At 39.9% G+C, this 24911-nt stretch carries 24 protein-coding genes and 1 riboswitch; of the genes, 15 read left to right on the top strand and 9 right to left on the bottom strand.

Translation table 11 applies throughout. The features are described from left to right. The first annotated feature begins 117 nt into the window (after positions 1-117). Entirely contained in the window at positions 118-2829 is a 2712-nt protein-coding gene (locus tag FAZ19_RS17845) for a PAS domain-containing protein (RefSeq protein WP_136822117.1), read from the top strand. Positions 2830-3015: 186 nt separating this feature from the next. Here FAZ19_RS17845 and FAZ19_RS17840 read toward each other — a convergent pair whose 3' ends face one another. Beyond that, on the bottom strand, positions 3016-5139 hold the full coding sequence (locus tag FAZ19_RS17840; protein WP_136822116.1) for a catalase: 2124 nt from the start codon (positions 5137-5139) through the stop codon (positions 3016-3018). Positions 5140-5522: 383 nt separating this feature from the next. On the opposite strand from FAZ19_RS17840, the gene FAZ19_RS17835 reads away from it, so the two are divergent. Together FAZ19_RS17835 and FAZ19_RS17830 are read left to right on the top strand one after the other, a co-directional pair. Beyond that, positions 5523-5828, top strand: coding sequence for a hypothetical protein (locus FAZ19_RS17835; protein ID WP_136822115.1), 306 nt, complete (start codon positions 5523-5525; stop codon positions 5826-5828). After that, on the top strand, positions 5828-6301 hold the full coding sequence (locus FAZ19_RS17830; RefSeq protein WP_136822114.1) for a DUF2383 domain-containing protein: 474 nt from the start codon (positions 5828-5830) through the stop codon (positions 6299-6301). The genes FAZ19_RS17835 and FAZ19_RS17830 overlap by 1 nt, the downstream gene beginning before the upstream one ends. A gap of 139 nt (positions 6302-6440) precedes the next feature. Here FAZ19_RS17830 and FAZ19_RS17825 read toward each other — a convergent pair whose 3' ends face one another. Next, positions 6441-7301 carry a sugar phosphate isomerase/epimerase family protein gene (locus FAZ19_RS17825; RefSeq protein WP_136822113.1) on the bottom strand — a complete coding sequence of 287 codons (861 nt, stop codon included), beginning with the start codon at positions 7299-7301 and terminating at the stop codon, positions 6441-6443. A gap of 255 nt (positions 7302-7556) precedes the next feature. Between FAZ19_RS17825 and FAZ19_RS17820 the strand changes: the two genes are divergently transcribed. Further along, complete coding sequence (locus tag FAZ19_RS17820) at positions 7557-8015, top strand: MaoC family dehydratase (RefSeq protein ID WP_136822112.1); 459 nt, start codon at positions 7557-7559, stop codon at positions 8013-8015. A gap of 69 nt (positions 8016-8084) precedes the next feature. After that, positions 8085-8561 carry a CinA family protein gene (locus FAZ19_RS17815; RefSeq protein WP_136822111.1) on the top strand — a complete coding sequence of 159 codons (477 nt, stop codon included), beginning with the start codon at positions 8085-8087 and terminating at the stop codon, positions 8559-8561. Between the two features lie 111 nt (positions 8562-8672). On the opposite strand, the gene FAZ19_RS17810 is transcribed toward FAZ19_RS17815, so the two are convergent. The 6 genes from FAZ19_RS17810 to FAZ19_RS17785 are packed head-to-tail and all read right to left on the bottom strand — an operon-like array spanning position 8673 to position 15966. After that, positions 8673-9041, bottom strand: coding sequence for a response regulator (locus FAZ19_RS17810; RefSeq protein WP_136822110.1), 369 nt, complete (start codon positions 9039-9041; stop codon positions 8673-8675). Between the two features lie 59 nt (positions 9042-9100). After that, entirely contained in the window at positions 9101-9664 is a 564-nt protein-coding gene (locus tag FAZ19_RS17805) for a chemotaxis protein CheB (protein WP_136822109.1), read from the bottom strand. 16 nt (positions 9665-9680) lie between these two features. Continuing rightward, a complete protein-coding gene (locus FAZ19_RS17800; RefSeq protein WP_136822108.1) occupies positions 9681-10505 on the bottom strand; it encodes a CheR family methyltransferase in 825 nt (274 codons plus the stop codon). Continuing rightward, positions 10505-10876 (bottom strand): response regulator, encoded by a 372-nt coding sequence (locus FAZ19_RS17795; RefSeq protein WP_136822320.1) that lies wholly within the window; start codon positions 10874-10876, stop codon positions 10505-10507. Before FAZ19_RS17795 ends, FAZ19_RS17800 begins: the two co-directional genes overlap by 1 nt. Positions 10877-10894: 18 nt before the next feature. After that, complete coding sequence (locus tag FAZ19_RS17790) at positions 10895-14494, bottom strand: response regulator (RefSeq protein ID WP_308424012.1); 3600 nt, start codon at positions 14492-14494, stop codon at positions 10895-10897. Positions 14495-14496: 2 nt separating this feature from the next. Further along, positions 14497-15966 carry an ATP-binding response regulator gene (locus tag FAZ19_RS17785; protein ID WP_136822107.1) on the bottom strand — a complete coding sequence of 490 codons (1470 nt, stop codon included), beginning with the start codon at positions 15964-15966 and terminating at the stop codon, positions 14497-14499. Between the two features lie 369 nt (positions 15967-16335). Between FAZ19_RS17785 and FAZ19_RS17780 the strand changes: the two genes are divergently transcribed. The 3 genes from FAZ19_RS17780 (at position 16336) to FAZ19_RS17775 (ending at position 18670) form a co-directional block, all read left to right on the top strand. Then, positions 16336-17247: an SDR family oxidoreductase gene (locus FAZ19_RS17780; protein WP_136822106.1), complete on the top strand. Its 912-nt coding sequence runs from the start codon at positions 16336-16338 to the stop codon at positions 17245-17247. A gap of 31 nt (positions 17248-17278) precedes the next feature. Then, complete coding sequence (locus FAZ19_RS23950; protein WP_169305696.1) at positions 17279-17455, top strand: DUF6496 domain-containing protein; 177 nt, start codon at positions 17279-17281, stop codon at positions 17453-17455. Positions 17456-17698: 243 nt separating this feature from the next. Continuing rightward, positions 17699-18670, top strand: coding sequence for an AraC family transcriptional regulator (locus FAZ19_RS17775; protein WP_136822105.1), 972 nt, complete (start codon positions 17699-17701; stop codon positions 18668-18670). A gap of 471 nt (positions 18671-19141) precedes the next feature. Here the strand turns inward: FAZ19_RS17775 and FAZ19_RS17770 are convergent, their stop codons facing one another. Further along, a complete protein-coding gene (locus FAZ19_RS17770; protein ID WP_136822104.1) occupies positions 19142-19411 on the bottom strand; it encodes a hypothetical protein in 270 nt (89 codons plus the stop codon). Between the two features lie 15 nt (positions 19412-19426). On the opposite strand from FAZ19_RS17770, the gene FAZ19_RS17765 reads away from it, so the two are divergent. The 7 genes from FAZ19_RS17765 to tenA all read left to right on the top strand — a co-directional run bounded on the left by FAZ19_RS17765 (position 19427) and on the right by tenA (position 24698). Then, a complete protein-coding gene (locus FAZ19_RS17765; protein ID WP_136822103.1) occupies positions 19427-20044 on the top strand; it encodes a fibronectin type III domain-containing protein in 618 nt (205 codons plus the stop codon). Positions 20045-20304: 260 nt separating this feature from the next. Further along, entirely contained in the window at positions 20305-21000 is a 696-nt protein-coding gene (locus tag FAZ19_RS17760; protein ID WP_136822102.1) for a hypothetical protein, read from the top strand. An 81-nt stretch (positions 21001-21081) separates the two neighbouring features. Next, positions 21082-21534 (top strand): KTSC domain-containing protein, encoded by a 453-nt coding sequence (locus FAZ19_RS17755; RefSeq protein ID WP_136822101.1) that lies wholly within the window; start codon positions 21082-21084, stop codon positions 21532-21534. Between the two features lie 38 nt (positions 21535-21572). Next, positions 21573-21665, top strand: a riboswitch (TPP riboswitch). A 46-nt stretch (positions 21666-21711) separates the two neighbouring features. Continuing rightward, positions 21712-22518 (top strand): hydroxyethylthiazole kinase, encoded by an 807-nt coding sequence (gene thiM / locus FAZ19_RS17750; protein WP_136822100.1) that lies wholly within the window; start codon positions 21712-21714, stop codon positions 22516-22518. Continuing rightward, a complete protein-coding gene (gene thiE / locus FAZ19_RS17745; RefSeq protein ID WP_136822099.1) occupies positions 22505-23137 on the top strand; it encodes a thiamine phosphate synthase in 633 nt (210 codons plus the stop codon). The genes thiM and thiE overlap by 14 nt, the downstream gene beginning before the upstream one ends. A gap of 5 nt (positions 23138-23142) precedes the next feature. Further along, positions 23143-23997 carry a bifunctional hydroxymethylpyrimidine kinase/phosphomethylpyrimidine kinase gene (gene thiD / locus FAZ19_RS17740; protein WP_136822098.1) on the top strand — a complete coding sequence of 285 codons (855 nt, stop codon included), beginning with the start codon at positions 23143-23145 and terminating at the stop codon, positions 23995-23997. Between the two features lie 47 nt (positions 23998-24044). Next, positions 24045-24698, top strand: a complete 654-nt coding sequence (tenA, locus tag FAZ19_RS17735; protein ID WP_136822097.1) for a thiaminase II — start codon at positions 24045-24047, stop codon at positions 24696-24698. Positions 24699-24911: the final 213 nt, after the last annotated feature.

Genomic DNA, 24911 nt, shown 5'->3' with positions numbered 1-24911 from the left:
TTCAAGTATGCAAGGGCTACAAACAAATCACAAGTGTTTATTCCTTCTCAAAAATGAACGCTTCGACATGTAACTTTCGCTAGTTTAGTACAAATTACATATATAAGTTACCAACCGATGGCTTTAAGCGATGAAATTCTTGATCTTATTCCAATAGCGTGTTTTCATTTGGATAACACAGGAATAATCAAGTATATTAACCGGTCTGCGTTAGAACTTCTAGGTAGAACGAAAATGGATTGCCTCGGTCGTACGATATCGGAAATTTTTCCAGATTCAACTATAAATGATTTCTCTATTCCGATAAAAGCGGCTTTAGAAGATCACAAAACTGCCACTCTAGACTATGTGTCGCAGGATAGGTGGATCAGACTGACGGCTACGCCAACAAAAAGCGGCGTAATAGTATCTTTTACTGAGCTGAGCGCTCCTGAACGAGGCACCGTAAGTACAAAGAAAACAATTCGAACCTTACTTGATAAAACAGACAACGATTTATCCATTCATTCGAAAACACCAAACACCTCCGCCGTTGACGAGCAGGAATTAATTCGTGTACATGAGAAAATGGATCAGTGGACTAAAACTAAATATTTATCGCTATTTAACAAGATTAATCAAGGCTTTTGCATTGTGGAGGTACTATTTGATCCCGACGATAACCCAATAGATTACAAATTTTTGGAGGTTAACCCGGCTTTCGAAGCGCAAACCGGGCTTCATCAGGTGGCGGGAAACACAATGCGGAATTTAAAACCAGAACATGAGGAATATTGGTTTCGAATCTATGGTGAAATTGCAAAAACAGGTATTCCCCAACATTTCGAAGAAGAAGCTGCAGCATTGGGACGATGGTATGATGTATACGCCTACCGAATGGAGCCGCCCAATAAAAATCATGTAGCTATTCTTTTTAACGACATTACCGAGCGAAAGAACATCGAAAAAACGATACGTGAAAATGAAGTGCAATACCGCCAGCTATTGGAGCATACAGTAATTGAACGTACCACGGAGCTCCGCCAAACAAAAGATCTTCTGCAGGCAACATTAGATAGTTCTCTCGATATGATACAGGTATTCAAAGCGCTAAGAGATGAGCAAGGAAAAATCATCGATTTTATCTGGATACTCGTCAATCAAGCCGCGGAAAAAATTTACGGCGGCATAATGGGCGAACGGTTACTTCAGCGTAATCCAGGAGTGCTACATACCGGCATATTTCAGCACTTCGTAGACGTAGTGGAAAGCGGAGTTGCACAGCAATACGAAATGAACTACACATATGAACAATTCGACGGATGGTTTCACCAGTCAGTTGTTAAGCTGGGTGATGGAGTAGCCTGTACGACAGCTGATATTACTGCGCGAAAACTCGCTGACGAAGCTTTGACGAAAAGTTATCATTTAATGCAGTCCGTATTTGACGCTAGCTTGATCCAAATGTCTGTCTTGGAAGCTATTCGTGACATCAACGGGAATATCACAGATTTTCAAATAAAGATCGTAAATAGAAAGCTAGAAAGTGAAACCAAGCGTACGGATTTGGTGGGTAAGTTGTATGCGGAAGAATACCCCGGCATTAAATCATCGGGCCTATTTAATGTTATGTTACGGGTGATGCAGACCGGTAAACCTGAAGGATTAGAATATTATTATCCTTACGACGGGTTTAGAAAATGGTTTTCTTGCATGTTCGTTAAATCCGGAAACGGATTGGTAGCAACTAACATCGATATTACGGAGCGAAAACAGCGGGAAGAAGAAAGGTTTAACCATTACCTCCTTCTGCAGCAATCGGAAGAGTTGGCTAAGAGTGGTAGCTGGGATTTGGACCTTGAGAACGATGTATTCACATGGTCTGATGGCATGTATAAGCTTTTTGATTTAACAAAAAACACATACATTAGACCTGAAATCTATCTCGATTATGCGACTCCCAAAAGTCGACCAATTGCGAAAAAGATAGTGCGATGCCTCTATAAAGGTAATGCAGAGTTTGAAGAGACGCTGGAGATAAGGATAGGAGATCAAATCAAACTTCTTCACCTCAAAGCTACAGTGGTTTCGAATCAAGAAAAAAGGCCAATACGGATACTTGGCGTGACCATCGATATAACAGCAGTACACGAGGCTGAAAATAAGATTAGACGCCTAGCCGAACAACGCCAACAGGAGATCTTACAAGCTATATTGAATACACAAGAGGAAGAACGGCAACGGATATCTGAAAGCTTACATAATGGGCTAGCCCAATTACTCTACGGAACTAAGCTAAGCCTGGACTACTTAACGTCTAAGCTGGCCTTGGAAAAACCAGAAATATTCAACTATTCTAAAAAATACACAGGAGACTTGCTAAGTGATGCTATTAAGGAAAATAGGCGAATTTCGCACGAACTCATGCCAACTGTTTTAACCGAATTCGGGCTGAATGCAGCTATTCAAGACGTCTGTAATCAGCTAAAAGATGGTTTAAAACTTAAATGCAATCTATCGTTAGGGGATATAAAATTGGATAAATACTTAGAACTGGCTATTTTCCGTACGGTTCAGGAATTGATGATCAACGTAGTAAAGCATGCGAAAGCGACCGCGGCAGAGGTGAACCTAGTGATAAAAAATAGTGGTGTACGCATTCTTGTCAGCGATAACGGGAAGGGTATAACCGCGACCAACAACGACCAGCATGGCATTGGACTTTCTTCAATTCGCAATAAAGTCGATCTGTTAAAGGGTAGTATAAATATAGAATCCCCATACAAAAAAGGTACTAAGATTGAAGTGTGGCTACCATTGCAAACTAGCCAAGATTATAACCCGGAGTAGGTGCTTTTATATATAGTATACCTGAGTCATATGTAAATCCTAGCCAGAATATTCAGCCTCCCCAAATACTGCCAAAGTGAAGTATTACAGAGATATTTCAAAACAAAGCAACTCTAGCGCTCGCGCCAGAGTTGCCATAACGTTTCTTATCACTTACCAATTCCTTATTGCAGTCGTGGGATACGTTTACAAAAGATCATTTTGCAGTTCCCTTTGCCAATTCCTATGGAGAGCTACAAGTTGTATAAACATTTCGATATCGCTAGCTGTACGTATCTTGACAACGGCTTTATCAGATTCGACTAATCGCAGATCACTTGCTAGTACCATTACGTTACTGTTTCCTCCAATAGCGATCGCTTTATTATGTTTCAGCGCATCATCTACATAGCATACCGCCTTTTTTATAGTTGCCAGCTTTTCCTGACTTGCATCTCCCCCTACAACATACAACGCATCGTATAATACCGAATCCATTGTCACCAAAGTATAATCCACTTTTACAACTTCGCCCGTCGCGGATATAATTTCACCATATCTATCCGAAATAATATCGAGCACAGCCCCTTCCGCTTTAATACGGCTTTGCATCTGTTTGAGTTCTTGGATATCAAACCCTTCACTTAGAATGGCCGCTATCTTACGTGTTTTGATCGTATCAAAATCACAGTGGTATTCCATCGACAATGACGGATAGGTGAAGCCTAGTTTAATCTTGTCTAAAGCTGGATAGTTCTCAAAAATCTGTGATGCCGTCTGAACCGTTTCTTTGGACAACCCATCTGGAACAACTAGTCCTAGTCTATCAGCTACGATACGAGCCAAATCTTTATTTACAACCGAAAGAATCCCTAAATAGCGTGATCTAATCTCCTCCCGGGTAACCTTCCCAAGTTCAAAACTAAAGGCGTCTTGGATGTGCTTCTTCCCGATCTCGGTTTGACTGTTGTAAAACGTTGCTGTCTGGCTGAAATGATCTCCGAATGTTTCGCTGCGTTTACGAACTTTACGTCCTTCCATTTCTGCGGGAACACTATCGAAGCCCTTTCCCCCACTCATAAGGTTGGACAAGTATGGACACCCCCCAGGTGCAGAGTGCGGGTTATAATTCGCCGCTTCGGTAGGAATATCGTGACGCATCGCCCCATCTCTTCTAAAATTATGCGTAGGATTCTTGGGCTTATTAATTGGCAGTTCATGAAAATTTGATGAGCCAAGCCGACTTAATTGCGTATCCAGATACGAAAATAACCGCCCCTGCAATAAGGGATCGTCAGAAAAATCTATACCCGGCACGACGTGCCCTGGGTGGAATGCGACTTGTTCCGTCTCCGCAAAATAGTTATCCGGATTCCGGTTAAGTTGAAGTGTACCAATGTACTGTATAGGTATAAGCTCTTCGGGAATTACTTTAGTGGCATCGAGAATATCAAAATCCAACGCTTGTTCCTGTTCATCCGTAAGGATCTGTACACCAAGTTCCCATTCGGGAAAATCTCCGTTTTCGATAGCTTCCCATAAATCTTGGCGGTGAAAATCGGGATTTCGACCACTGATTTTTTGGGCTTCATCCCATACGACCGAATGCACGCCAAGCTTTGGCTTAAGGTGAAATTTAACAAAAAAAGATTCACCTTGGGCATTATATAGCTTATACGTATTTACACCAAACCCTTGCATCATACGATAACTTCTCGGAATTGCACGATCGGACATAAGCCACATTACCATATGTGCGGTCTCTGGCATAAGTGATGCAAAATCCCAGAAGGTATTGTGTGCAGAAGCGGCCTGTGGAATTTCATTGCGCTCCTCCGGTTTTACTGCGTGTACTAAATCCGGAAAATTTATCGCATCCTGGATAAAAAAAACTGGAATATTGTTTCCCACCAAGTCGAAAATACCTTCCGATGTATAAAACTTAATCGCAAAACCTCTAACATCTCTGGCTAGATCCGTAGAGCCACGGGATCCGACTACAGTAGAGAAGCGTACAAAAACGTCTGTTTCAGCTCCTGCTTGACTTAAAAAATCCGCTTTGGAAAATTGGGGAATAGGATCCGTAAGTCTAAATATACCGTGGGCACCCGCTCCTCTCGCATGCACAACACGTTCGGGTATTCGTTCGTGATCAAAATGAAAAATTTTCTCCCGAAAAAGAAAATCCTCCAAGAGACTCGGACCTCGTGTACCAGATTTTAACGTATTAAAGTCATCAGCAATTGTCGTTCCTTGATTAGACGTGAGAGGTTGAGTTGTGGGCAAGTCAACCGAGGATGGGTCATTTTTTTTAATATTATCCTTATTCATAGCTAGATTTTATTTTAAGAGCTCTCGAGCTCAATTTATTTTTAGTATATGTCAATGTCAGTATAGATATAGGCAATCAAGTTATATTTATCTTTTGTTTGTTAAATAGTCGCAATAACCCTGATTATCAAACAATTTACCCCATTAGCAAATCAGAAATTTAAAGCATATAACTTTACAAACAAGAAAGTTATACCTACAGTTTATCCAGTAAGATAGAACAGGTATTTACACCGAGAAGAATAATATAAATACGTTGAAATAGAACAAAAAACGCACGTCGCCAACATTTATTTCGCTTTGTTGTTAATATATGAGAAACAATTTTGAGGTCGATTCTGAATCAGATGGGACCGGCTTTACCAATCCTAATATCGCATTGGATGAAAACACGAAACGCGACACCGCTAAACGAGAAGTCTACCCTCTTGCTAATAACGATTAATATGGGTCGAAAAGGGCAGTATTTTAATCCGAAAGAGGATGAATCAGATGACAATGACCTCAAATCTTCAGACGATGGTCGAAATTCGGATCTTATCAGTCCAGAACTACAACAAGATGATATTGACCGTGTGGCAATTGTTAAGGAACAGATCCGTGAAGAACTAAAAGAAGAGAAAATAAATAAGCCAGATGATGTCGCTAATAGTGATAATTCGATCAGCAATACGAAACGAAATAACTAATGGAACAAACAAAAAAAACTGTTGATTTATCAAACAAGCTTATCGCTTTGAATAACGATAGAGCGGAATGGTATGCCCATGCAATAAAAAATATAACGGGTATCAGCAATATGGACATTAAATCTCTATTTGAAGAACTCATGGAACAAGCACAACAATTTGCAAAAGAACTCCATCCATTCGTTGTGGTTAACGGTAAGGAACCGACAACCGGAACTACTGCCGCAGGTATGTTTCAGCGTCTATGGCAGGATGTAAAATCGACGCTAGTTCCAATTGAACGCGAAGAATTGTTAGCTAAATGTGCCGGTGTAGAACTTAAAGCGCAAGAACTGTATAAGGGGGCAATTGACAGTGCCCCATCGCTCTCCGAAAAGCTATTGGAATACATCCAAATTCAAGCCGACACACAAAACAGATCCTATGAAAAAATACTTCATTTTCAAAAGAGGCAGAATGTCCCCTCTCCCTAATTCAATTTATCGAAGATAAGTTTCATTCCTTTTATAAAATAACACGTGGTTTAAACATATTCTTCCCCAATTGATATAATACGCCTTAAATCCGAAAAAGTGTGGTTTGGGGTATATACTATTTTACGTTTTAGTCAATTTATAGTTTATCCAATGCCGTTTGCCATTGTTTACGAATAGTGTGCATCGCTAAGGGTAGCTCTTTTTCTAAATCTACAAATCTGCATTCCAAGGCTATTTTCCCAGTATATCCAATTTGTTGAAAAGCTCTAAAAAACGGCGTAAAATCATCACCCATTATACCGGGAGCTGTACGGTTTTCCTTTTCGCCGATATCGCAATGATAAATATATTTTGCACCATCTAATATAATGGATGCTGGTTCATTTTCTCGCATCATATGATAAATATCAACAGTTATTTTAAAATTTGGATGATTTACAGCCTCCGCCACACCTATGCATTCTCTCAAGGTATTTAGGAAATTGCATTCAGTCTTATTTTGGCTTTCCAAAGCCAAAACAACATCATATTGTGCGGCTAGGGTGGACAGCATCTTACAAACTTTCACAAACTGTTTAAGTGCAACGTCTCTATCAAATCCGTCGGGGATATGGCGGGAAGCCCCACTGCCAAAAACAATAAGAGGAATATTTGAACGTTGCGCCCTTTTAAAAACTGTAGTAGCATAATTCATGATTAGTGCTTCGTCCACATCCGGTCCGGTAGTTTTTATTGTACCTGGGATAAAGACATTAACAACGGAAACGGCAACATCGGAATTATCAATTTTAACACTAGTAAAAGAAGAATCTGCTATCATGGGCTGAAGCACCTCCGCCACAGTAGGTTGAATAAAAGTATACCCTGATTTTTTCACAAGTGGACTTTGGTCTAGCCTTGCACACACTCCTAGCTCTGGAAAATTAGCAGACTGGGCATAGCTCACTTGTTGGAAAACACAGATGGATAGTAAAAGAAATAGTTTCAGTTTTTTCATAGATAGATGTTATGGATAGTTTCAATACAGTTCTTATTAAGAAATATAAATAAAATTTTTATTCTCAATAGTAGCCGCTTTAGTATATATTGGCAATGAAAATACGTAATTTAATAGACAATAGTTAAAAAAAAGTAAATCGATCTTATTTCTATAAATACTTTTTAATACTTTTAGAAACAGCGTCGTTACATATATAGACATGTGACGTACTATTATTAGAAAAACAATTTTAAATAAAAAACATCACTGGAAATGATAGTAATCAACAATTTTGAAGAGTATAAATCCTACGAAGGAAAACAATTAGGATTTTCAGATTGGCACAAAATAGATCAAGAGCAGATCAATCGCTTTGCAGAGGCGACGCTAGACCACCAGTGGATACATGTAGATCCAGAAAAAGCTGAGTCTTTAGGGCCGTTCAAATCAACTATTGCCCACGGTTATCTAACACTTTCTCTAATCCCCTACCTCTGGAAACAAATCGCGGACGTACGCAATGTGAAAATGGAAATCAACTACGGTATAGAAAATCTAAAATTTGGCCAACCTGTATTGGTAAATAGTGAAGTGCAATTGCATGCCAAAGTAAAATCAATTTTAAATCTGAGGGGTGTGGTAAAAGCTGTTATTGAGGCCACGTTAGTTATCAGAGATAACACCAAACCCGTATACGTTGGTGATGTTATTTTCCTTTATCATTTTAAGTAAAGAATCGTTAGGGGGGGGTACGCGGAATCAAAGTGACCGTGTTATTTTTACATATTGCTTAACAAAAAGATGAGAAAAGACCTAATAAACCAATGCGGGCAACTGTTAATTGAAAAACGTCTGACCATTGCCTTTGCGGAAAGCGCTACAGCGGGACGTCTTGCGTCAGAATTTTCCATGGTAACCGATGCTGGAAAATTCTTAATAGGAGGAGTCGTTTGTTATGACGCGCGACTTAAAGAGACCTTATTGGGTGTACCTGCACAAGAGATAAAACAATTTACACCAGAATCGCCAGAAGTAACGCGTTCGTTAACGTTGGGGCTTTCAAAACTAATTGATGCGGATATTTTCATTGGCGTTACAGGCTTGACCTGTCCGGGCGGAAGTGAAAACCCAGAGAAACCAGTAGGCACAATATTTATTCACGCGGTGAGAAACGACAAACAACTATTCGCATCAAGAGTGCTGTTTAGTGGATCTCAAGAAGCGATCGTAACAGCAACCGTAGATTATATTGCCCAAAAACTGATTAGCATATTGTAAGGAAAAATCGCGTATTTACAATAACTTAAAAGTTGTGCGATGGTCGACAACTAAGTTCTCGACCATCTGCTCAACGCTAGGTTACACGTTATTAAATCGAAACGATTTTCTTCAGCGTTTAAGCAGCATCTGCGCTACGACGTTTTCTAAATCGGAAAGATCAAAAGGTTTGGCTAGATAGGCATCTGCTCCCGCTGTTTCGGCAAGTAAATGAATATCGTTGTTCGCAGACACATAAATTACAGGAAGATGTCCGAAATCAGGGTGTTGCTTTAACAATTGTGTAGCCTTCACGCCTCCTATGTCAGGTATCCAGTTGTCCATTAAAATGACATCAGGCTTAATCTCTATTACCTTCTCAATAATATCATGAGACGTTTCGGAAACTGCTACATTATATCCGCATGCTTCCAAAACAATGGAACACACTTCTAAGATGTTAACGTCATCATCAAAAATTAATATTGTCTTATCATTCATAAACTGCTAATTTAGTTGGAATATCTTAATTACTAAAATTAATATAGTTAATATACTGGTTACAAATTATTTATAAATTCAGCCATTTGATCAGGTCTGAGTATACGATCTATGTCAACCTGCAGAATTGCCTGTCTGGGCATATAGTTGACTGCAGCAGTTTCCGGTTCTTGCGCAAGTGCTTTTCCATTGTTTCGTTTGATATGCTGCAATCCGTCTACCCCATCTGCATTTGCTCCAGACAATAATAAAGCTACAGCATTTTCTTTAAATACTTCTGCCGCTGATTGCAAAGTCACATCTATAGATGGCCTTGAATAATTTATTTTCTCTGACGAATCAAGTGATACCATCTGAGTATCTTCAAAAAGAAGATGATAGTCTGGAGGCACTAAATAAATACACTTGCTTTTTAACATCATTTTGTCTTCGGCCTCACAGACTTCCAAATTAGTATAGTTGGATAGCAGCATATTAAGAATGGAATCGGGGTGCGACTTACGGTGAAGGATAATAACAATGGGGAATAAGATGTCGTTACGTAGTTGTGGCAGCACTTCTAAAAGTACAGTTAAGCTTCCCGCCGAGCCCCCGATTAAAAATATCTTCGTGTCTTGTACCATACCGCTGATTCGTTCTTTATTTGATTTTCTTCCAAATTTTCTCCCCTTTTATCTGCTTGTAGCTTGTTTCTAAGTTGGAGAATCTTATCGTCTCTTTAGCTCCAAGAGCCAGGAAGCCTAAATTATCAAGACTGTCATCAAATAATCTAAATACTTTATTTTGCAATTCCTTTTCAAAATAAATTAACACATTTCTACATATTACTAATTGAAATTCATTAAAAGAACTATCTGAGACCAAATTGTGTGTAGAAAATATCATCTTTTCTTTGAGGTCAGCATGAAACTTCACCATATCATAGTTGGCCGTATAATATTGTGAAAAATCAGCTGTCCCCCCTGATAAAATATAATTTTCTGAGTATTGCTTCATCTGGCTAATAGAAAATATTCCCATTCTTGCTTTTTCTAATACACCAGGATTGATATCAGTGGCATATATCAATGATCTGTTGTATAGGTTAGCCTCTTTCAAAAGTATTGCTATGGAATAGGCTTCTTCTCCTGTGGCACATCCGGCAAGCCAAATTCTGATAAAGGGATAAGTTCCCAATTGCGGAAAAACTTTTTCACGTAAAGCTTTATAAAAATGAGGATCCCGAAACATCTCGGTAACATTCACCGTTATTTCTTCGATAAAACGTTGTAAATATTCTGGATGATGGATAAGATTGTATCTCAATTCCGCAAAACTTGTAAATTTATCAATTACGCAAATTCTATTCAATCTTCTTTTTAAGGATGCTCTACTGTACTGGGTAAAGTCGTAACCATATAAAGAAGAAACATCCGTTAAAAGGATTTCCAGTTCGTCATCTTTGATAATATTCGGATCCAACATCAACACACTTTTTCAATTACCGCAATCAATTTATCAATATCAATAGGCTTAGAGATATATTCCCACGCCCCTGCCTCAATACATTTTTCTCTATCTCCATGCATAGCCTGCGCCGTCACTGCAATTATTGGAGTTTTTTTTAATTCTTCTGACGCATTGATAATCTTTATTGCTTCATATCCGTCCATATCAGGCATCATCATATCCATAAGCACGACACGAATGTCTTTATTTTTCTGGAGTAACGCTATTCCCTCAGCAGCTCCAAAACAGGATATAGATTTATACCCTCTAGCTTTCAGCGCCAATCCCAATGCAAAAATATTTCTGCTATCGTCATCAATGATTAGTATCAACTTGTCTTTGTCCATAACCTTCATAGATGTATATTAACTCTCGTATAACCAAACTCTCAATAAAGAAAGTAATTGATCAGTATCTACTGGCTTAGAAATATAATCGGAAGCCCCTGCAGTAATACATTTTTCGCGATCGCCAGTCATTGCTTTAGCCGTAACCGCCATTATAGGCAATTTAGTATACTGCGGTATCTGTCTAATTAATTTGATGGTCTCATACCCGTCCATCTCTGGCATCATCATGTCCATAAGCACGATAGAAATATCAGGATTTTCCTGTAACTGTTGAAGTGCTTCTTTACCATCTATCGCCGTAACCACTTTCATTTGATATTTTTCCAATGCTTTGGTCAGTGAAAATATATTTCTGACATCGTCATCTGCTATTAACACTTTTCTACCATTTAAGACGTCATTTAAAGACCCTAAATTATTGAATCTTTTCCTTTGTGTTTGCGTATCCTTTTCTTCTACTAGATGTAAAAACAGGCCTACTTCATCTAAAATACGCTGATAGGAATGTGCTGTCTTTATAACAATCGAATCGGCATATTGCTTAATCTTCCGTTCCTCCGCCTGAGAGAGATTTTTCCCTGTAAAAATGATGATGGGTAAATTTTCCAGCCCTTCATTTGCCTTAATTGCTTCGAGGGTTTCATAACCTATTTTATCAGGCACGCCCATATCAAGTATAACGCAGTTAACCGCATCAGATGCTAATGCAATCACACTATCTTCTACATTACTTTTAATTTCTGACACAATATTAAAATTGCTGAGGAAATAAGAAAGCGCTGTGGCGTGTTTGGGATTTTCCTCAACGATAAGAACCTTCTTGGGATATCGGGTCAAAGCATCTTCGATCTTTTTGAACATATTGCCTATCTGTTCCAGCGCGACGGGTTTATTAATGAAATCTATTGCTCCCTTCAACAAGCTTTCTTTTTTTACCTTTAAAGATGACATAATATGTACCGGAATATGTCTGGTAGCCGTATTACTTTTTATTTCATCCATAACCTGCCAACCATCTTTGATCGGTAGCTGGATGTCTAATAAAATAGCTATGGGTTGATATTTTAAGGCAAATTCAGCCGCTATATCTCCCCTTACAATGACAATTCCTTTATAGTTCTGCTGCCTAGTAAATTTTAATAGTGCTTTTGCAAAATTGGTATCGTCTTCTACAATTAATATTACTTTATCACCTTTTTCAATGGCATGCCTATCATCCTCTATTTCTTCAGGAATAGTATGCAACGTATATGGGCTTGCCTGCTCCGCAACAATTGTATTAGTTTCTTCCACCTCAGAAGATATTTCTGCCACTAATTCCTCAGTTTGGGATTTTACAGCCGCTATGGTTTTTGTTTTGGGGATTATAAGACGGAATGTACTACCTTCATTTTCTTTACTTTGTAATTTTATTTCCCCTCCTAACAACCGAGCTATTTCCCGGCTTATAGACAACCCCAGTCCCGTGCCTCCGAACTTTCTCCTTGTCGATCCGTCTGCCTGCTGAAATGCTTCGAATACTATCTTTTGTTTTTCCTCGGCGATACCTATCCCGGTATCCGTAACCGCGAAAATGATATTATTCTTGTTTATATCGTCTTCAGATATCACCAACTTGATACTCCCTTTCGCAGTGAATTTTATAGCGTTGGACAGAAGATTTCGAAGAACTTGATCTAATCGCATTTTATCGGTTTCGATGGTATCGTGCAAACCAGGCTGAATAGCAATTTGCAGATCTAAATCCTTGTCTTTTACAATAGGAATAAATAAGTTATAAAGCTCTTCCTTAATTACAGGAAGGCTTACTTGCTGATAATCGAGTTCCATTTTTCCAGCCTCAATTTTGGAAAGATCCAAAATTTCATCGATGAGATTTAATAAACTTGTACCCGAACTTTGAATAACCTTAGCCGATTCTATTTGGTCATCGTTTAAGTTCTCGTCAGCATTTTCACTCATTAGTCTTGATAGCAACAAAATCGAGTTTAACGGCGTTCGTAATTCGTGAGACATATTTGCCAAAAATTCCGACTTGTATTTGGTACTTAATGCCAACTGCTCCGCTTTTTGTTGTATGTCTAAATTTCGTTCGGCAATAAGGTGGTTCTTTTCCTCCAATAATTTAGAACGTTCTTCTAATTCTTGATTAGATTGCAAAAGTTCCTCTTGTTGTACCCTCAATTCTTCTTCAGACGCTTGAAGTTTTTGGGTTTGCGCCTCGAGCTCGGTATTAAGGTTTTCAAGTTCACCGTGCTGTGTCTGTAGCTCCTCTGCCTGAGCCTGCGTTTCTTCAAGTAATGTTTGAACTTGTTTTCTACCTTTTGCAGCAGATATGGCAAGCGCAATATTCCGACACGCTTCCTTATAGAAATTTATTTCCCTGTCTCCAAAGTTAGTAGTAGATCCCAATTCTATAACGCCTATACAACGCTGGTGCAAAAGAACAGGCAATAACAAAATATGGTTTACTCTTAATTTTCCATTGGAAAAACTTAAGACATAATCTTTGTCATCTAAATTTTCGAATATTTTCTCTACTCCATCGTTAAAAACTTGCCCTACCATACCTTGCCCCGGAGCATAGGCAGGTGTCATTCGCTCTTCTAAACCATACGCGCTTTGCAAATTCAGGATCCCGTTATCAAAAAGATAAAATGCACCATTAACACACGAGCTATAATTGATCAAGTGATTAAGAGAATCGCTGGCCAACGTTTCCTCGCTTTTATTTCCAACTAGCGCTTCATTCAATCTAGCTAAACCTGTTTGTCGCCACTCATTACTATTTAGCTCGTCGAAGGAAGATCTCAATGCCTTCGTCATTTTATTAAGCGAACCTGCTAAACTTCCCAAATCATCTTCTTCAGCATCATCCACTCTAACCGTATAGTCCCCGCGGGCTATTTTATTAGCTATTGTTTGGATAATGTTTAATCGTCGACTTATTTCCTCGTCTTTTTTCTTCAAATAACGCTGTAATTCCTCTCTTTTATTGAAGTCTTTTCGAATGCGACTGTAAGCTATAAAAGTGATAATCAACGAAACCAGTGCGGCCAGAACAATGAAAATCGATGTATAACCTGACGACTTGTTGAGCGACGCTGATCTATTGCTTAAAAGTATCTCCTCTTCTTTGATAAAACTAGAAATAATATTGCGGCAACTATCCATATACAGCTTCCCTTCTTCCAACTGCGCTATGGTGACATCCTGTCCACTCCGTTTGAGATTAATTAGTTCTGTTAAGATATCAATTCTAGCTTTAACCAGCGAAGAAAGGCTATCCGCGCGAGAAGCTTGAAATGGATTATCCAACGTTAAATCTCGAACCACTTTTAATGAACCCGGCACAAATTTTAAGCTGTGTTGATACGGTTCTAAAAAGCTTTCCTTACCGGTAAGATGATACCCTCGTTGGCCGGTCTCTGCATTTTGTAAATCAATAAGCACATCATTAGCCGCTGCAATGACACGTCGCGTATGATCAACTTTTTTCCCATTATTGACCTGCTGTTTTATGCTAATATATGATGCGACAGAGCTCGCAAGGAGAATAATTAAAGAAATTCCAAATCCTATTTGCAGGTTTCGTAAAAATGGTTTAGGCATCATGTTTAGTTTAAAGGGATAGTAAAATAAAATGTCGATCCATGTCCTTGCTGACTTTTCACACCATACGTTCCATGGTGCTGCCTGATTATCTCAGCGCAAATATAAAGTCCTATTCCCAATCCTTGAAATCTGAGCGAAGATTCCTCGACACGATAAAATTTATCAAATATCCCCTTTTGCTTGTGCTCAGGAATACCGATACCAAAATCGAGTACGCTTACCCGCAAAAACGAATGTTCTCTTTCTGTTTTTAAAATTACCCGATTGGAATTTGGAGAATATTTTATGGCGTTTGTTAGATAATTTATAAGAACCTGCTCAATCCTTATTTCATCACCAATCATAAGCCGGTCTATTATATCACCCTCTCTTTCAATTTCGATATTATTTTTTTCATGTGTATGATAAATGGTATCAACCACATTGGCAAGAAGATGCTCGAAATCGAACGCCTTTTTGTTTATCTTCATCTTACCATTATCTATTTTGGAAATATCAAGTAAATCAGCTATAAAACTATTCAACTTAGACAATTGGGTTTGTACTCTACTGATATACATATTGGTTGCGCTGTCCTTCTCTATATCTATCGCCCTTTCTAGTAATTGTATGTAAGCTTTTATACTTGTGAGTGGGGTTTTTAATTCGTGGCTCGCTATACTCAGAAATTCATCTTTCTTTTTTTCCATCTGCTTTTGATCATCAATATCCGTAAACGTACCCACCCATTTTACAACTATATTTTGTTCTTTAATGGGGATTATACGTAGCAGATGAAACCTAAAAATATCGGAATCTATTTTTTTAAGCCTTATTTCGAGCTCAAGCGAACGGGCTGCGTTTATAGACGCCGTCCATTCATCCCATATATCCTTATCCTCCGGATGGGTATCTGGAAAAACATTCGGCCATAGAGAATATTTAAACCACTTTTTATTGACAAATTCAATTTGTCTTTCTGCATTTGCAGTAAAGGCTATCTGCGGAAGCGATTCTAACGTAGAATGTAAATGGTCTACCCTTTCTTTCAGTTCTGCCTGAGCTTTTTTTCGGGATTCTATTTCAGATCGCAGTGCCTGTTGCGTTTCGTTGAGTGCCAAAGTTTGTTCGTATAAGCGATAAAACGTCTTTACTTTTAACATCAAAATATCCGAATCTATAGGCTTGGTGACGTAGTCTATCCCGCCAGAAGCATATCCTTTAGTAATAAATTTCTTATCGGTATTCACTGCCGACAAAAAAATAATAGGTATATCCTTTGTTTTGTTGAAGCCCGCTAGGGTTTCTGCAACTTCAAAACCGTCTATTCCAGGCATCTGAACATCCAATATAATTAGGGCGTAACTATTTCTCAGCACCTTTTTCAAAGCCTCTTCGCCCGATAGCGCTGTATCTACCGAAAAATTCTTGGACTCTAATAATTTTTTTAAAGAATAGATATTTTCCTGTCTATCATCAACAATTAGAATCATGCCTGTTTTTCATCTATATAAATGTGCAATCGATCGTAATGAAGCTCTCCCTACTTTAATATTAAAATTATTTGTAATTCAGAGAATCATGACAATTTCATAGTTAAAATTACCAATTTTTATTGCAACAGTAATCTTGCATTTAAAGTTTTAAAATAACTACTTATTATTTGATAATACAAGTTACACCATCAAAAATCACTTCATTTTTACTTTAAGAATGCCATATTCAGAAAGAATCTTCATCAAAAGAATCCACGCATGTTCTCAATGACAATCAACTCTTAGTAAGATTTCACAAAACAATATCTGGATTTGCATTGTCATAGTAGAAAACGGAACATCGATTAAATTAAAACAGCATCAATCATGAAAAAGCAAACAGGCCGTAATAAGAATCAACAACAAAATCCGGAGGACAAATACCCTCAACCTCCATTTCCAAAGCAGAAGCAAGAGTTTCCAGGAACTGAATCCGCCATGCGTCCCCAAGCTGATCATGGGCAAAGTAGTTACAAAGGCTCGGGAAAACTAAAGGATAAAACCGCGATCATTACAGGTGGTGATTCTGGAATAGGGAAAGCTGTTGCTATTGCATTCGCCAGAGAAGGCGCCGACGTCGTCATCAGTTACCTAGATGATATGGAAGATGAGGATGCGCGCGATACCGCTCATTATGTGGAAGAAGCCGGACGAAGATGTGTACTAATTAAAGGCGATATCACGAGTGAAAAACAGTGCAAAAAAATCGTTTCTACCGCTGTAAAAGAGTTTGGAAAGATTGACATCCTGGTAAACAACGCCGCTTTCCAAATGGCGCGTAAGTCTTTAAAAGATATCCCTTCTAGCGAATGGGTACACACTTTTGCGGTCAATATTCACAGCATGTTTTATTTATGTAAGGCGGCCGAACCACATATGAAACCTGGTAGCTCCATTATTAATACCACTTCGGTGAACGCGTATCACCCGTCTGATGATTTATTACCCTATGCGGCTACGAAAGCGGCTATTCAAAGCTTCACGGCCAATCTCAGCCAGATCCTATTAAACGAAGGTAAAGGCATACGGGTAAATGCCGTCGCCCCAGGTCCAGTATGGACTCCGCTTATTCCTGCTACTAAATGGCAAGATATCGATATTTTTGGAGAAAATACACCCGTCGGCAGACCAGGACAACCCGCCGAAATAGCGCCTTCCTATGTTTTCCTTGCATCCGAAGAGAGCAGCTATATTTCGGGTGCGACCCTACCGGCAACAGGCGGACGTATAACAATTTAAGTTTTATCATAAACACTAAACGAATGATATCATGGCAAAATATTCAAAAAAAGCCGGCGAAAAGGTAGAGGAAGCGATGCACGAAATGAAAGAAGGAAAACTTAAAACAGGTACCGGAAAAAAAGTGACATCTAAAAAACAGGCCGTTGCTATTGGTCTTTCTCAGGCAAAGAAAGAAGGCGCAAAAGTCCCTAAGAAAAAGACCTGAGAAGGTCTTTGTTACATTACTTTAAAGCCAAACTCAACCCATAATGGCACTGATTTTATTGAAGGTCGAACAATTGTATTTCAAATCATGATCTCTAGGATCACGGGACATAGATGCTACTACTTGAAAATTTAACCTATTTTTTGTAGCTTTATTTCTAAATAATAAACCACTCAATTAAAAATTATGAATATGGTTAGGGATTTGTATAAATCGCCCCTAACCAAGCTACTTTAGAAAATTATGCTTTTAAACACCAGTCTACCCCTATTAGCCATCTCCAGTAAACCAAGTAATACATCTTTAGCTCCCAAGGGAAGGTATTTCAACTTTATGCCGGAACAAGATATGCTATTATGCCAGAAAGATTATTACATCGCTCAGCGAAAAATAGGCCAGCTCTCATTTATCGAAATAAAATGTAGCTGTGATACAGATTGGCATTTTACTGTAGCCAACGCCCACCAGACATTTTGGATGGTATTCCAGCTGCTCGGAAACTCTTTTATAGATGATGCGCAAAAACACAGCATCGAACAGCAACAATACCAAGGCTATTTCAACGAAGAAAATACGGTACGGCATCACCTCCGATCGGGAAAGATGTGGATGATCCTCATCGGATTGGAAATCAGCGACATCAAACTGCTCTCTACCGAATGGAGAATGTTGTCTGCAGAAAGCGGATCCCAGCTTAGTATACGGCCAGCGCAAAAAATAGCCTTTCGGATAAACAAGATCCTGCAGCAGATACAACACATCAAAGATAGCCCCTTTTCACTAAAGTATAAGCTACCGGCATTAATGGTTCAGCTCATGGACACCTACCACGCCGACATCCTCGAACATGCCCGATCCATGCGACAGGATGATATTCCGCTTCTGCACCAAGCTAAGGACTATATCATGAAGCATTATATGGATGAGGAAATAGATATTCAAGTAATAGCCGACAAGCTGTTGACCAGTGAACGCACGCTGTATCGCATCTTTAAAGAAAATGGACTGACAGTGAATTCGGCCATACGGACCATACGCATTTACAAAGGCAGGGAGATGCTCCGTAGAACCGACAAGTCTGTAGATATGATAGCCTTCTATCTGCAGTTCTCAACGGCCAGATATTTTATCAAACAATATGTCAACTACTTCGGACACACACCTGCAATGGAAAGAAAACTAAATCAACGTCCCTCCTTGCGGAAGACCAAATGAAGTGCAGATAACGGATACAAAGATTTATAGTATCCAACTTTTCCACCCGACAATGCAGTTTCGTCAACAAACTATTTAGCTTTTCCGACCGGCAATTTAACTTCTCCAGTTGGCCATTCAATTTCACCAATCGACTAACTAACTTGTCCTCCTGACAATGCAACTTTTCCAACCGACAATATAGTTTTGTCAACAGACTCTCCATGTTTTCCAGCCGGCTGCCCAACTTTTCTGATCAACTAACTAACTTGTCCACCCGACAAGGCATTTTTGTCAATTGACCCTCCGAGTTTTCCGACCGGAAATTTAACTTTTCCAGCTGGTCATTCAATTTCACCAATCGACTAACCAACTTTTCCAACCGACAAGTCGGTTTTATCAACAGACTCTCCAAGTTTTCCGACCAACATTCTAACTTTTCCAGCTGGTCATTCAACTTTTCCAATCGACAATGCAATTTTTCCGAGTGGTTTACTTCGGTGAAAATTTAGCGCTATGAAGTTCGAAAATCGGCCTAAATAGTGCATACACAAACTTTTTTAACCAAAACAACCGCTCCGACCCTCCAAAAAAGGGGTAAAATTCCGCCAAAAAGTTTTTCGGACTTTGCGAATTTTGGCGGGATTTTACCCCCTCCATGTCATAGCTCTTGTCGTATGTTTGTATCGTTGCTAGCACAAACAAAACGAGCGTGCCCACTTTCCGGACGGTAGGCGAGCTCACAGCGTGATTTATTAACATTTTTAAAAAAAAGACATGAGTAAATTAAAATTACCAGGAAAGAAACAGACCGATGTTCAATTGATGCAGACTGCAGAACAGATCTACTCCAAAATGACAGCAGAGTCGACACTGTTTGCAGCGCCAGTACCAGCGCTCACTATATTGGAAGCAGCATTGACCGCCTTCCGTAACTCCGCGACCGAAGCGGCTTACCGTGATACAAGGGCGATCATGATACGCAAGCAGAAACGTCAAGAACTGGACTATGTGCTTAAAGAACTGAGCAAGTACGTCGATACGGTGGCAAATGGCGACGGCACGGTAGTGCTGGCTGCCGGATTCAGCCTACAGAAATCAAATGAATCCTACAGTGGACTGGTCCCAAAAGCCCAGCGCCCTATAGCTGAACCCGGGCAGATCGGTAGCGGACGTGTACAGATCAAAACGACCTCGTGGACCGGGGCACGTATGTATGAGTTTCAATACCGCATCAAAGGAAGTACGGATGCGTGGACTTCGCAACTGAGTTCGAAAAGCAGCTGTTTACTCGAAGGGTTGGAAACGTTTAAGGAATATGAATTCCGTGTCACGTATATAGGGATTAATCCGACAGCAAACTACAGCGATAGCACAAGCAGCTACGTGCTTTAAAGAGATTGCTTGATACCCGCGGTAAGACATGCACACACCTGTCTTTCCCTGTGGTAAAAATTTTCTTGGACACAATAGAACTTCCCGTTCAGGGAGGTATTTAAACAAGCCTCAGCAAGGCCGCATAATATATGCAAAATGAATATACTTGAATATAACAGCGTCATTTCCTACCTTGACATGGAAAATAGGAAAGAAAAGGTCCATAACAAAACGGGAAATGACGTCTGTTCCTTTTCGCTATAAATAAAAACACTAAAATGAAAGAAATCGTCAAAGAACATCCGTTGAGACCCATCATATTACGTTTTGACCTGAAAAAGCCCCTATTAGATTTTGAGAAAAAAGGGCTTGAAGCACATTACCTGATGCACGACCTGACCTGGGAGATGCTGCAACAATTAAAAGCACATTATCAGGCGTTGGAACAATTAGACTTTGAAGTCGCTGAACTCGACTATCTCTTGTTGCCAATTGAACAAGATCTGGATATACTCGAAGTATTCCTCAAAATAAAGAATCCTTCGGTATTGCCGTTCGATGACAAAGATGATAATGCTGAAATAAACATCGACCTGGGGGAATTTTATAAAGGCGTCGCTTATCATAACCAGCGTCTGCAAGATATGCACGACGATCTCGAAAGCGAATATAACTGGTTTGCCAAACACTTCGATATGATCTATGAAAAAGAGAGCTGGATAGACGAGCAACTGTGGGACGACATCCATCAGGTATACCGAAATTACCTTGAAGCGCAGGTCGACATCGTTACATTAGACCGCGACCAGAACGAATTCAAGGGAACATTGTCGGAAGTTCATGATTACCAGGACATGTATAGGGAATACGGGGAAAACATATTTGCCGCATATAACGAACTGCACAAGCGATCTGAAGAAACCTACCGTCGCGCCGAAATCGTCAATCAAGGTTTGAATAATTTACCGCTGTAAACAATCATCTATCCGATCGTCTACCTGCACGCAATCTTATTTAGTGCGGATTATTAGTTTATAATGCATACCTTTGCGCGCATGAAAAAAATCGCAGACTACAGAAAACTTTTAAATGTAGACAAATCAGCAGATCTTCAAACCTTAAAATCGACGTACCGGACGATCATGAAAGAATGCCATCCGGATAAATTTGTAAATGATGAGGAAGGGAAGCAAAACGCGGAGATGAAGAGCAAAGAAATGATCGAAGCTTATCATTTTTTAGTAAGCATCTGCCCTGAAACCCGGGAACAACAATTACCTATTTATACGAATACCCTGGCGAATTCAAGTATTTATGATTTTGAATGGAAATCTCAGGTATTAGTGATTACCTTCCAAGATGGCAGTCAATACGAATATTTCGGTGTGTCAAAAAATGAATATATTAAATTTGTAAATGCGGATTCTCCTGGTCGCTTTGCCAGAAGACATATTTTCCATACCTATCCGTATAGAAATGTTTTAAAAACTACTGCCCCCATACAATAAATACCTCCTTGTGAATTCGCATTTTAATTGATATCTTTGATTGGCTTTAGGGGTATTCCGGAAGGAATTGAGATAGACCCTTTGAACCTGATTCGGTTAACACCGGCGTAGGAAAAAGCAACTTTTCAAAGACATCCTCCTCTTTAGCCATTAATTATTTACAAAAAGATGTAATTAATGGAAAATCAAATCATTAAACAGTTAAAGGAATTACGCGAAAAAACTCCTCTTGTCCACAACATAACCAATTTTGTGGTAATGAACAATACGGCAAATGCCCTGCTTGCCCTAGGAGCTTCTCCGGTAATGGTACACAGTGTGGGCGAAGTCCGGGATGTCGTGGCATTGAGCAATGCTCTTGTAATAAACATAGGAACGCTAGACCGCAAGTGGGCAAAAGCAATGATAAAAGCGGCAAAGAAGGCAAACAAGCTCAACCTTCCGTGGATTCTAGATCCGGTGGGAGCCGGTATTTCTCCCCTTCGCAATGAAATCCTTCGCGAATTGCTACTCCTGAAGCCTACCGTAATTCGAGGCAACGCATCTGAAATCATAGCATTACATAATAGTAATTTATCCACCAATAAAGGAGTAGATAGTACACAATCGAGTAACGACGCACTCGAAGCTGCAAAAGCACTGAACCAACAATATGGCTGCGTGGTCTGCATTTCAGGAAGCATTGATTATATCCTATCGGACACCAGAATAGCGGAGGTACACAACGGTGATCCGATGATGACTAAGGTAACTGGATTGGGCTGTACATCTACAGCCCTGATCGGCGCTTTTCTCGGACTTAATCGCAATCCTTTTGAAGAGGCCGTTGCCGGTGTCGCGATAATGAGCTTATCCGGTGAACTCGCAGCTCAGGGAGCCAATGGTCCTGGCTCACTGCAACTCGCCCTCTATGATACGCTCTACCAGTTATCGGATGAACAGATTTCAAAGCACGTGAAACTAAAATGCTATGCCAATACATGATGCTTTTCCTTATCCATTGTATCTGGTCATATCCGAAAGGGATTGTTCTAAAAAACATTGGCTCACCGTAGCTGAAGAAGCCATTTTAGGCGGCGTAGACATCATACAGTTGAGGGAAAAAGATTGCAGCAGGTACGAGTTTCTGCATAAAGCCAAGGAGCTCAAAAAACTAACCGATCACTATCAGATACCGTTGATCATCAACGACGCCGTAGATATCGCGGTTGAGATACAGGCATGGGGAGTACACGTTGGAAGAAGCGACACCCAGCCTTCAGAAATCATGAGCACCTACGGCTACCGCCTTTCAATAGGCTGGTCTATAGAACTTATGGCACAGATGATGAGTGAAGAGTTACAATATGTACAGCACCTCGGCATTAGCCCCATATTTAATACAGCTACCAAGAAAGACACGCTCTCAACATGGGGAATAACCGGTTTACGAGAATTACGGAATTTATCTCCTAAACCATTTATCGCAATTGGTGGAATGCATGTTGAAAATGCAAAAAAAGCTTTTGATGCAGGAGCAAATAGTATCGCTGTTGTGTCGGCAATTTGTGCCAGTAGCGATCCCAGAAAAGCCAGTCATGAACTTAAAGAATTATTGAAATGACACCAATGAAGAAACTAAAGACGATTAGTGTGCTCAGTATTGCCGGCTTTGACGGTAGCGGTGGAGCTGGGATACAAGCGGATACGAAAACCATTTCAGCATTAGGATGTTATGCTACCAACGTATTAACAGCCCTGCCGATACAAAATACGCAAGGCGTACGCAATATTTTCGAAATTAGCCCAAAAGCCATCGAAGAACAACTGCGTGCCATCTTTGACGACATCTATCCAGACGCGATCAAAATCGGAATGGTACACAACACAACACTAGTTAATATCATTGCAGACTTTCTAAAAGATTATACCGGAAAAATCGTGTTCGATCCTGTCATGGTTTCTACCAGTGGCCATCGATTGATTGATCAAGACACGATAACAGCATGTATCGAAAAACTATTCCCATTAGTGGATATTATTACCCCAAATCTTGATGAAGTAGCTGTATTGGTCGGCAATAAGATAGCAACCGTCGAGCAGATGGAAGCGGCAGGTAAATCCTTGTTAAATATGGGATGCCAATCGGTGTTGGTAAAAGGAGGCCATCTCGACAGCGACGTATTAACATCTCTTTTAGTGCTACAAAATGAGCCTATCCTTTCCTTCCATACGCCTAAAATCGCCACACCGAACACTCATGGTTCTGGATGCACGCTATCTTCTGCTATTGCAACTTTCCTAGCTCAGAAGTACACGTTGAAAGAGGCTGTAGGAAAGGCACTGGATTATGTGCATGAGGCTATTTTTCATAGCAAAGACCTGATTATAGGCCAAGGTAATGGCCCACTTAATCACCTTTATGCGCCACAAAAGCTTATTACGTATGAAATATCCACGGACACAAAGGCTGGCAACGGATAAAATACAGGGATATTCCTTATGACCTCTAAAAACATAATTAAATACATATGAAATGGACTAATCTCGCTTGGGATACAATCACACCACTATATCAGAATATTTTAGACATGTCCTTTATCCGCGAATTACAAGAAGGAACATTACCGCTAGATAAATTTCAATTTTACATGCTTCAAGATGCCAAATACCTCGAGCACTTTGGCCGCGTTTTAGCATTTCTGGGTTCCAAGTGCCAGGACAACGCACAAGCTTTAGATTTTTTCGACTTTGGAAAGGATGCATTGATCGTCGAAAAGGCATTACATGAATCGTATTTCCGAGATTTCGGTCTGACGGTGCAACAACATATCCCTATCGAACCGGTATGTCATCATTACATACATTTTCTCAAAAGTACGGCGGCATTCGACAGCTTAGAGGTTGCTATGGCTGCTGTTTTACCTTGCTTTTGGATATACAAAGAAGTGGGTGATCACATCTACAGCAAACAGACTGTCACCGGAAATCCGTACAAAAAATGGATCGATACGTACAGTGGGGATGAATTCGGAGAAAGTGTGCGGAAAGCGACCGACTATGTCGATTTAATGGCTGAACAGACTACAGCGAAAGTCCGGGAGCAAATGCTTGATGCATTTGTGACGGCCAGTCGTCTTGAGTTTCAGTTTTGGAATGCCGCATATGATGTAACAAAGTGGTGATCTCAACAGGCACAAGTCTAGCCGATCCTACACACTAAGACTTGCGTCAAGTAGGTACCGTCATCGCGAACCGGAGGAACGATGGTGCGGCGATCTATATTTAAAGACTGCCACGTCGTACCTCCTCGCAGTGACGTTCAGGCAGGAACTGGTATCATCACAATTAGCGCAAGTGTTAAGCGTAGCGTCACTTGTGCTTGATAATAACAAACT

This window comes from Sphingobacterium alkalisoli (assembly GCF_005049105.1).
In the GTDB taxonomy this organism is placed as follows: domain Bacteria; phylum Bacteroidota; class Bacteroidia; order Sphingobacteriales; family Sphingobacteriaceae; genus Sphingobacterium; species Sphingobacterium alkalisoli.
Note: the sequence above shows the minus strand (reverse complement) of the source record. Positions and strands in the feature narration are given on the sequence as shown.

What these genes read in the sequence shown, in the direction of transcription:
- FAZ19_RS17845 (WP_136822117.1), top strand. Translation starts at nt 118, where the DNA reads ATGGCTTTAAGCGATGAAATTCTTGATCTTATTCCAATAGCGTGTTTT.
- FAZ19_RS17840 (WP_136822116.1), bottom strand. Translation starts at nt 5,139, where the DNA reads ATGAATAAGGATAATATTAAAAAAAATGACCCATCCTCGGTTGACTTG.
- FAZ19_RS17835 (WP_136822115.1), top strand. Translation starts at nt 5,523, where the DNA reads ATGAAAACACGAAACGCGACACCGCTAAACGAGAAGTCTACCCTCTTG.
- FAZ19_RS17830 (WP_136822114.1), top strand. Translation starts at nt 5,828, where the DNA reads ATGGAACAAACAAAAAAAACTGTTGATTTATCAAACAAGCTTATCGCT.
- FAZ19_RS17825 (WP_136822113.1), bottom strand. Translation starts at nt 7,301, where the DNA reads ATGAAAAAACTGAAACTATTTCTTTTACTATCCATCTGTGTTTTCCAA.
- FAZ19_RS17820 (WP_136822112.1), top strand. Translation starts at nt 7,557, where the DNA reads ATGATAGTAATCAACAATTTTGAAGAGTATAAATCCTACGAAGGAAAA.
- FAZ19_RS17815 (WP_136822111.1), top strand. Translation starts at nt 8,085, where the DNA reads ATGAGAAAAGACCTAATAAACCAATGCGGGCAACTGTTAATTGAAAAA.
- FAZ19_RS17810 (WP_136822110.1), bottom strand. Translation starts at nt 9,041, where the DNA reads ATGAATGATAAGACAATATTAATTTTTGATGATGACGTTAACATCTTA.
- FAZ19_RS17805 (WP_136822109.1), bottom strand. Translation starts at nt 9,664, where the DNA reads ATGGTACAAGACACGAAGATATTTTTAATCGGGGGCTCGGCGGGAAGC.
- FAZ19_RS17800 (WP_136822108.1), bottom strand. Translation starts at nt 10,505, where the DNA reads ATGTTGGATCCGAATATTATCAAAGATGACGAACTGGAAATCCTTTTA.
- FAZ19_RS17795 (WP_136822320.1), bottom strand. Translation starts at nt 10,876, where the DNA reads ATGGACAAAGACAAGTTGATACTAATCATTGATGACGATAGCAGAAAT.
- FAZ19_RS17790 (WP_308424012.1), bottom strand. Translation starts at nt 14,494, where the DNA reads ATGATGCCTAAACCATTTTTACGAAACCTGCAAATAGGATTTGGAATT.
- FAZ19_RS17785 (WP_136822107.1), bottom strand. Translation starts at nt 15,966, where the DNA reads ATGATTCTAATTGTTGATGATAGACAGGAAAATATCTATTCTTTAAAA.
- FAZ19_RS17780 (WP_136822106.1), top strand. Translation starts at nt 16,336, where the DNA reads ATGAAAAAGCAAACAGGCCGTAATAAGAATCAACAACAAAATCCGGAG.
- FAZ19_RS23950 (WP_169305696.1), top strand. Translation starts at nt 17,279, where the DNA reads ATGGCAAAATATTCAAAAAAAGCCGGCGAAAAGGTAGAGGAAGCGATG.
- FAZ19_RS17775 (WP_136822105.1), top strand. Translation starts at nt 17,699, where the DNA reads ATGCTTTTAAACACCAGTCTACCCCTATTAGCCATCTCCAGTAAACCA.
- FAZ19_RS17770 (WP_136822104.1), bottom strand. Translation starts at nt 19,411, where the DNA reads ATGTTAATAAATCACGCTGTGAGCTCGCCTACCGTCCGGAAAGTGGGC.
- FAZ19_RS17765 (WP_136822103.1), top strand. Translation starts at nt 19,427, where the DNA reads ATGAGTAAATTAAAATTACCAGGAAAGAAACAGACCGATGTTCAATTG.
- FAZ19_RS17760 (WP_136822102.1), top strand. Translation starts at nt 20,305, where the DNA reads ATGAAAGAAATCGTCAAAGAACATCCGTTGAGACCCATCATATTACGT.
- FAZ19_RS17755 (WP_136822101.1), top strand. Translation starts at nt 21,082, where the DNA reads ATGAAAAAAATCGCAGACTACAGAAAACTTTTAAATGTAGACAAATCA.
- thiM (WP_136822100.1), top strand. Translation starts at nt 21,712, where the DNA reads ATGGAAAATCAAATCATTAAACAGTTAAAGGAATTACGCGAAAAAACT.
- thiE (WP_136822099.1), top strand. Translation starts at nt 22,505, where the DNA reads ATGCCAATACATGATGCTTTTCCTTATCCATTGTATCTGGTCATATCC.
- thiD (WP_136822098.1), top strand. Translation starts at nt 23,143, where the DNA reads ATGAAGAAACTAAAGACGATTAGTGTGCTCAGTATTGCCGGCTTTGAC.
- tenA (WP_136822097.1), top strand. Translation starts at nt 24,045, where the DNA reads ATGAAATGGACTAATCTCGCTTGGGATACAATCACACCACTATATCAG.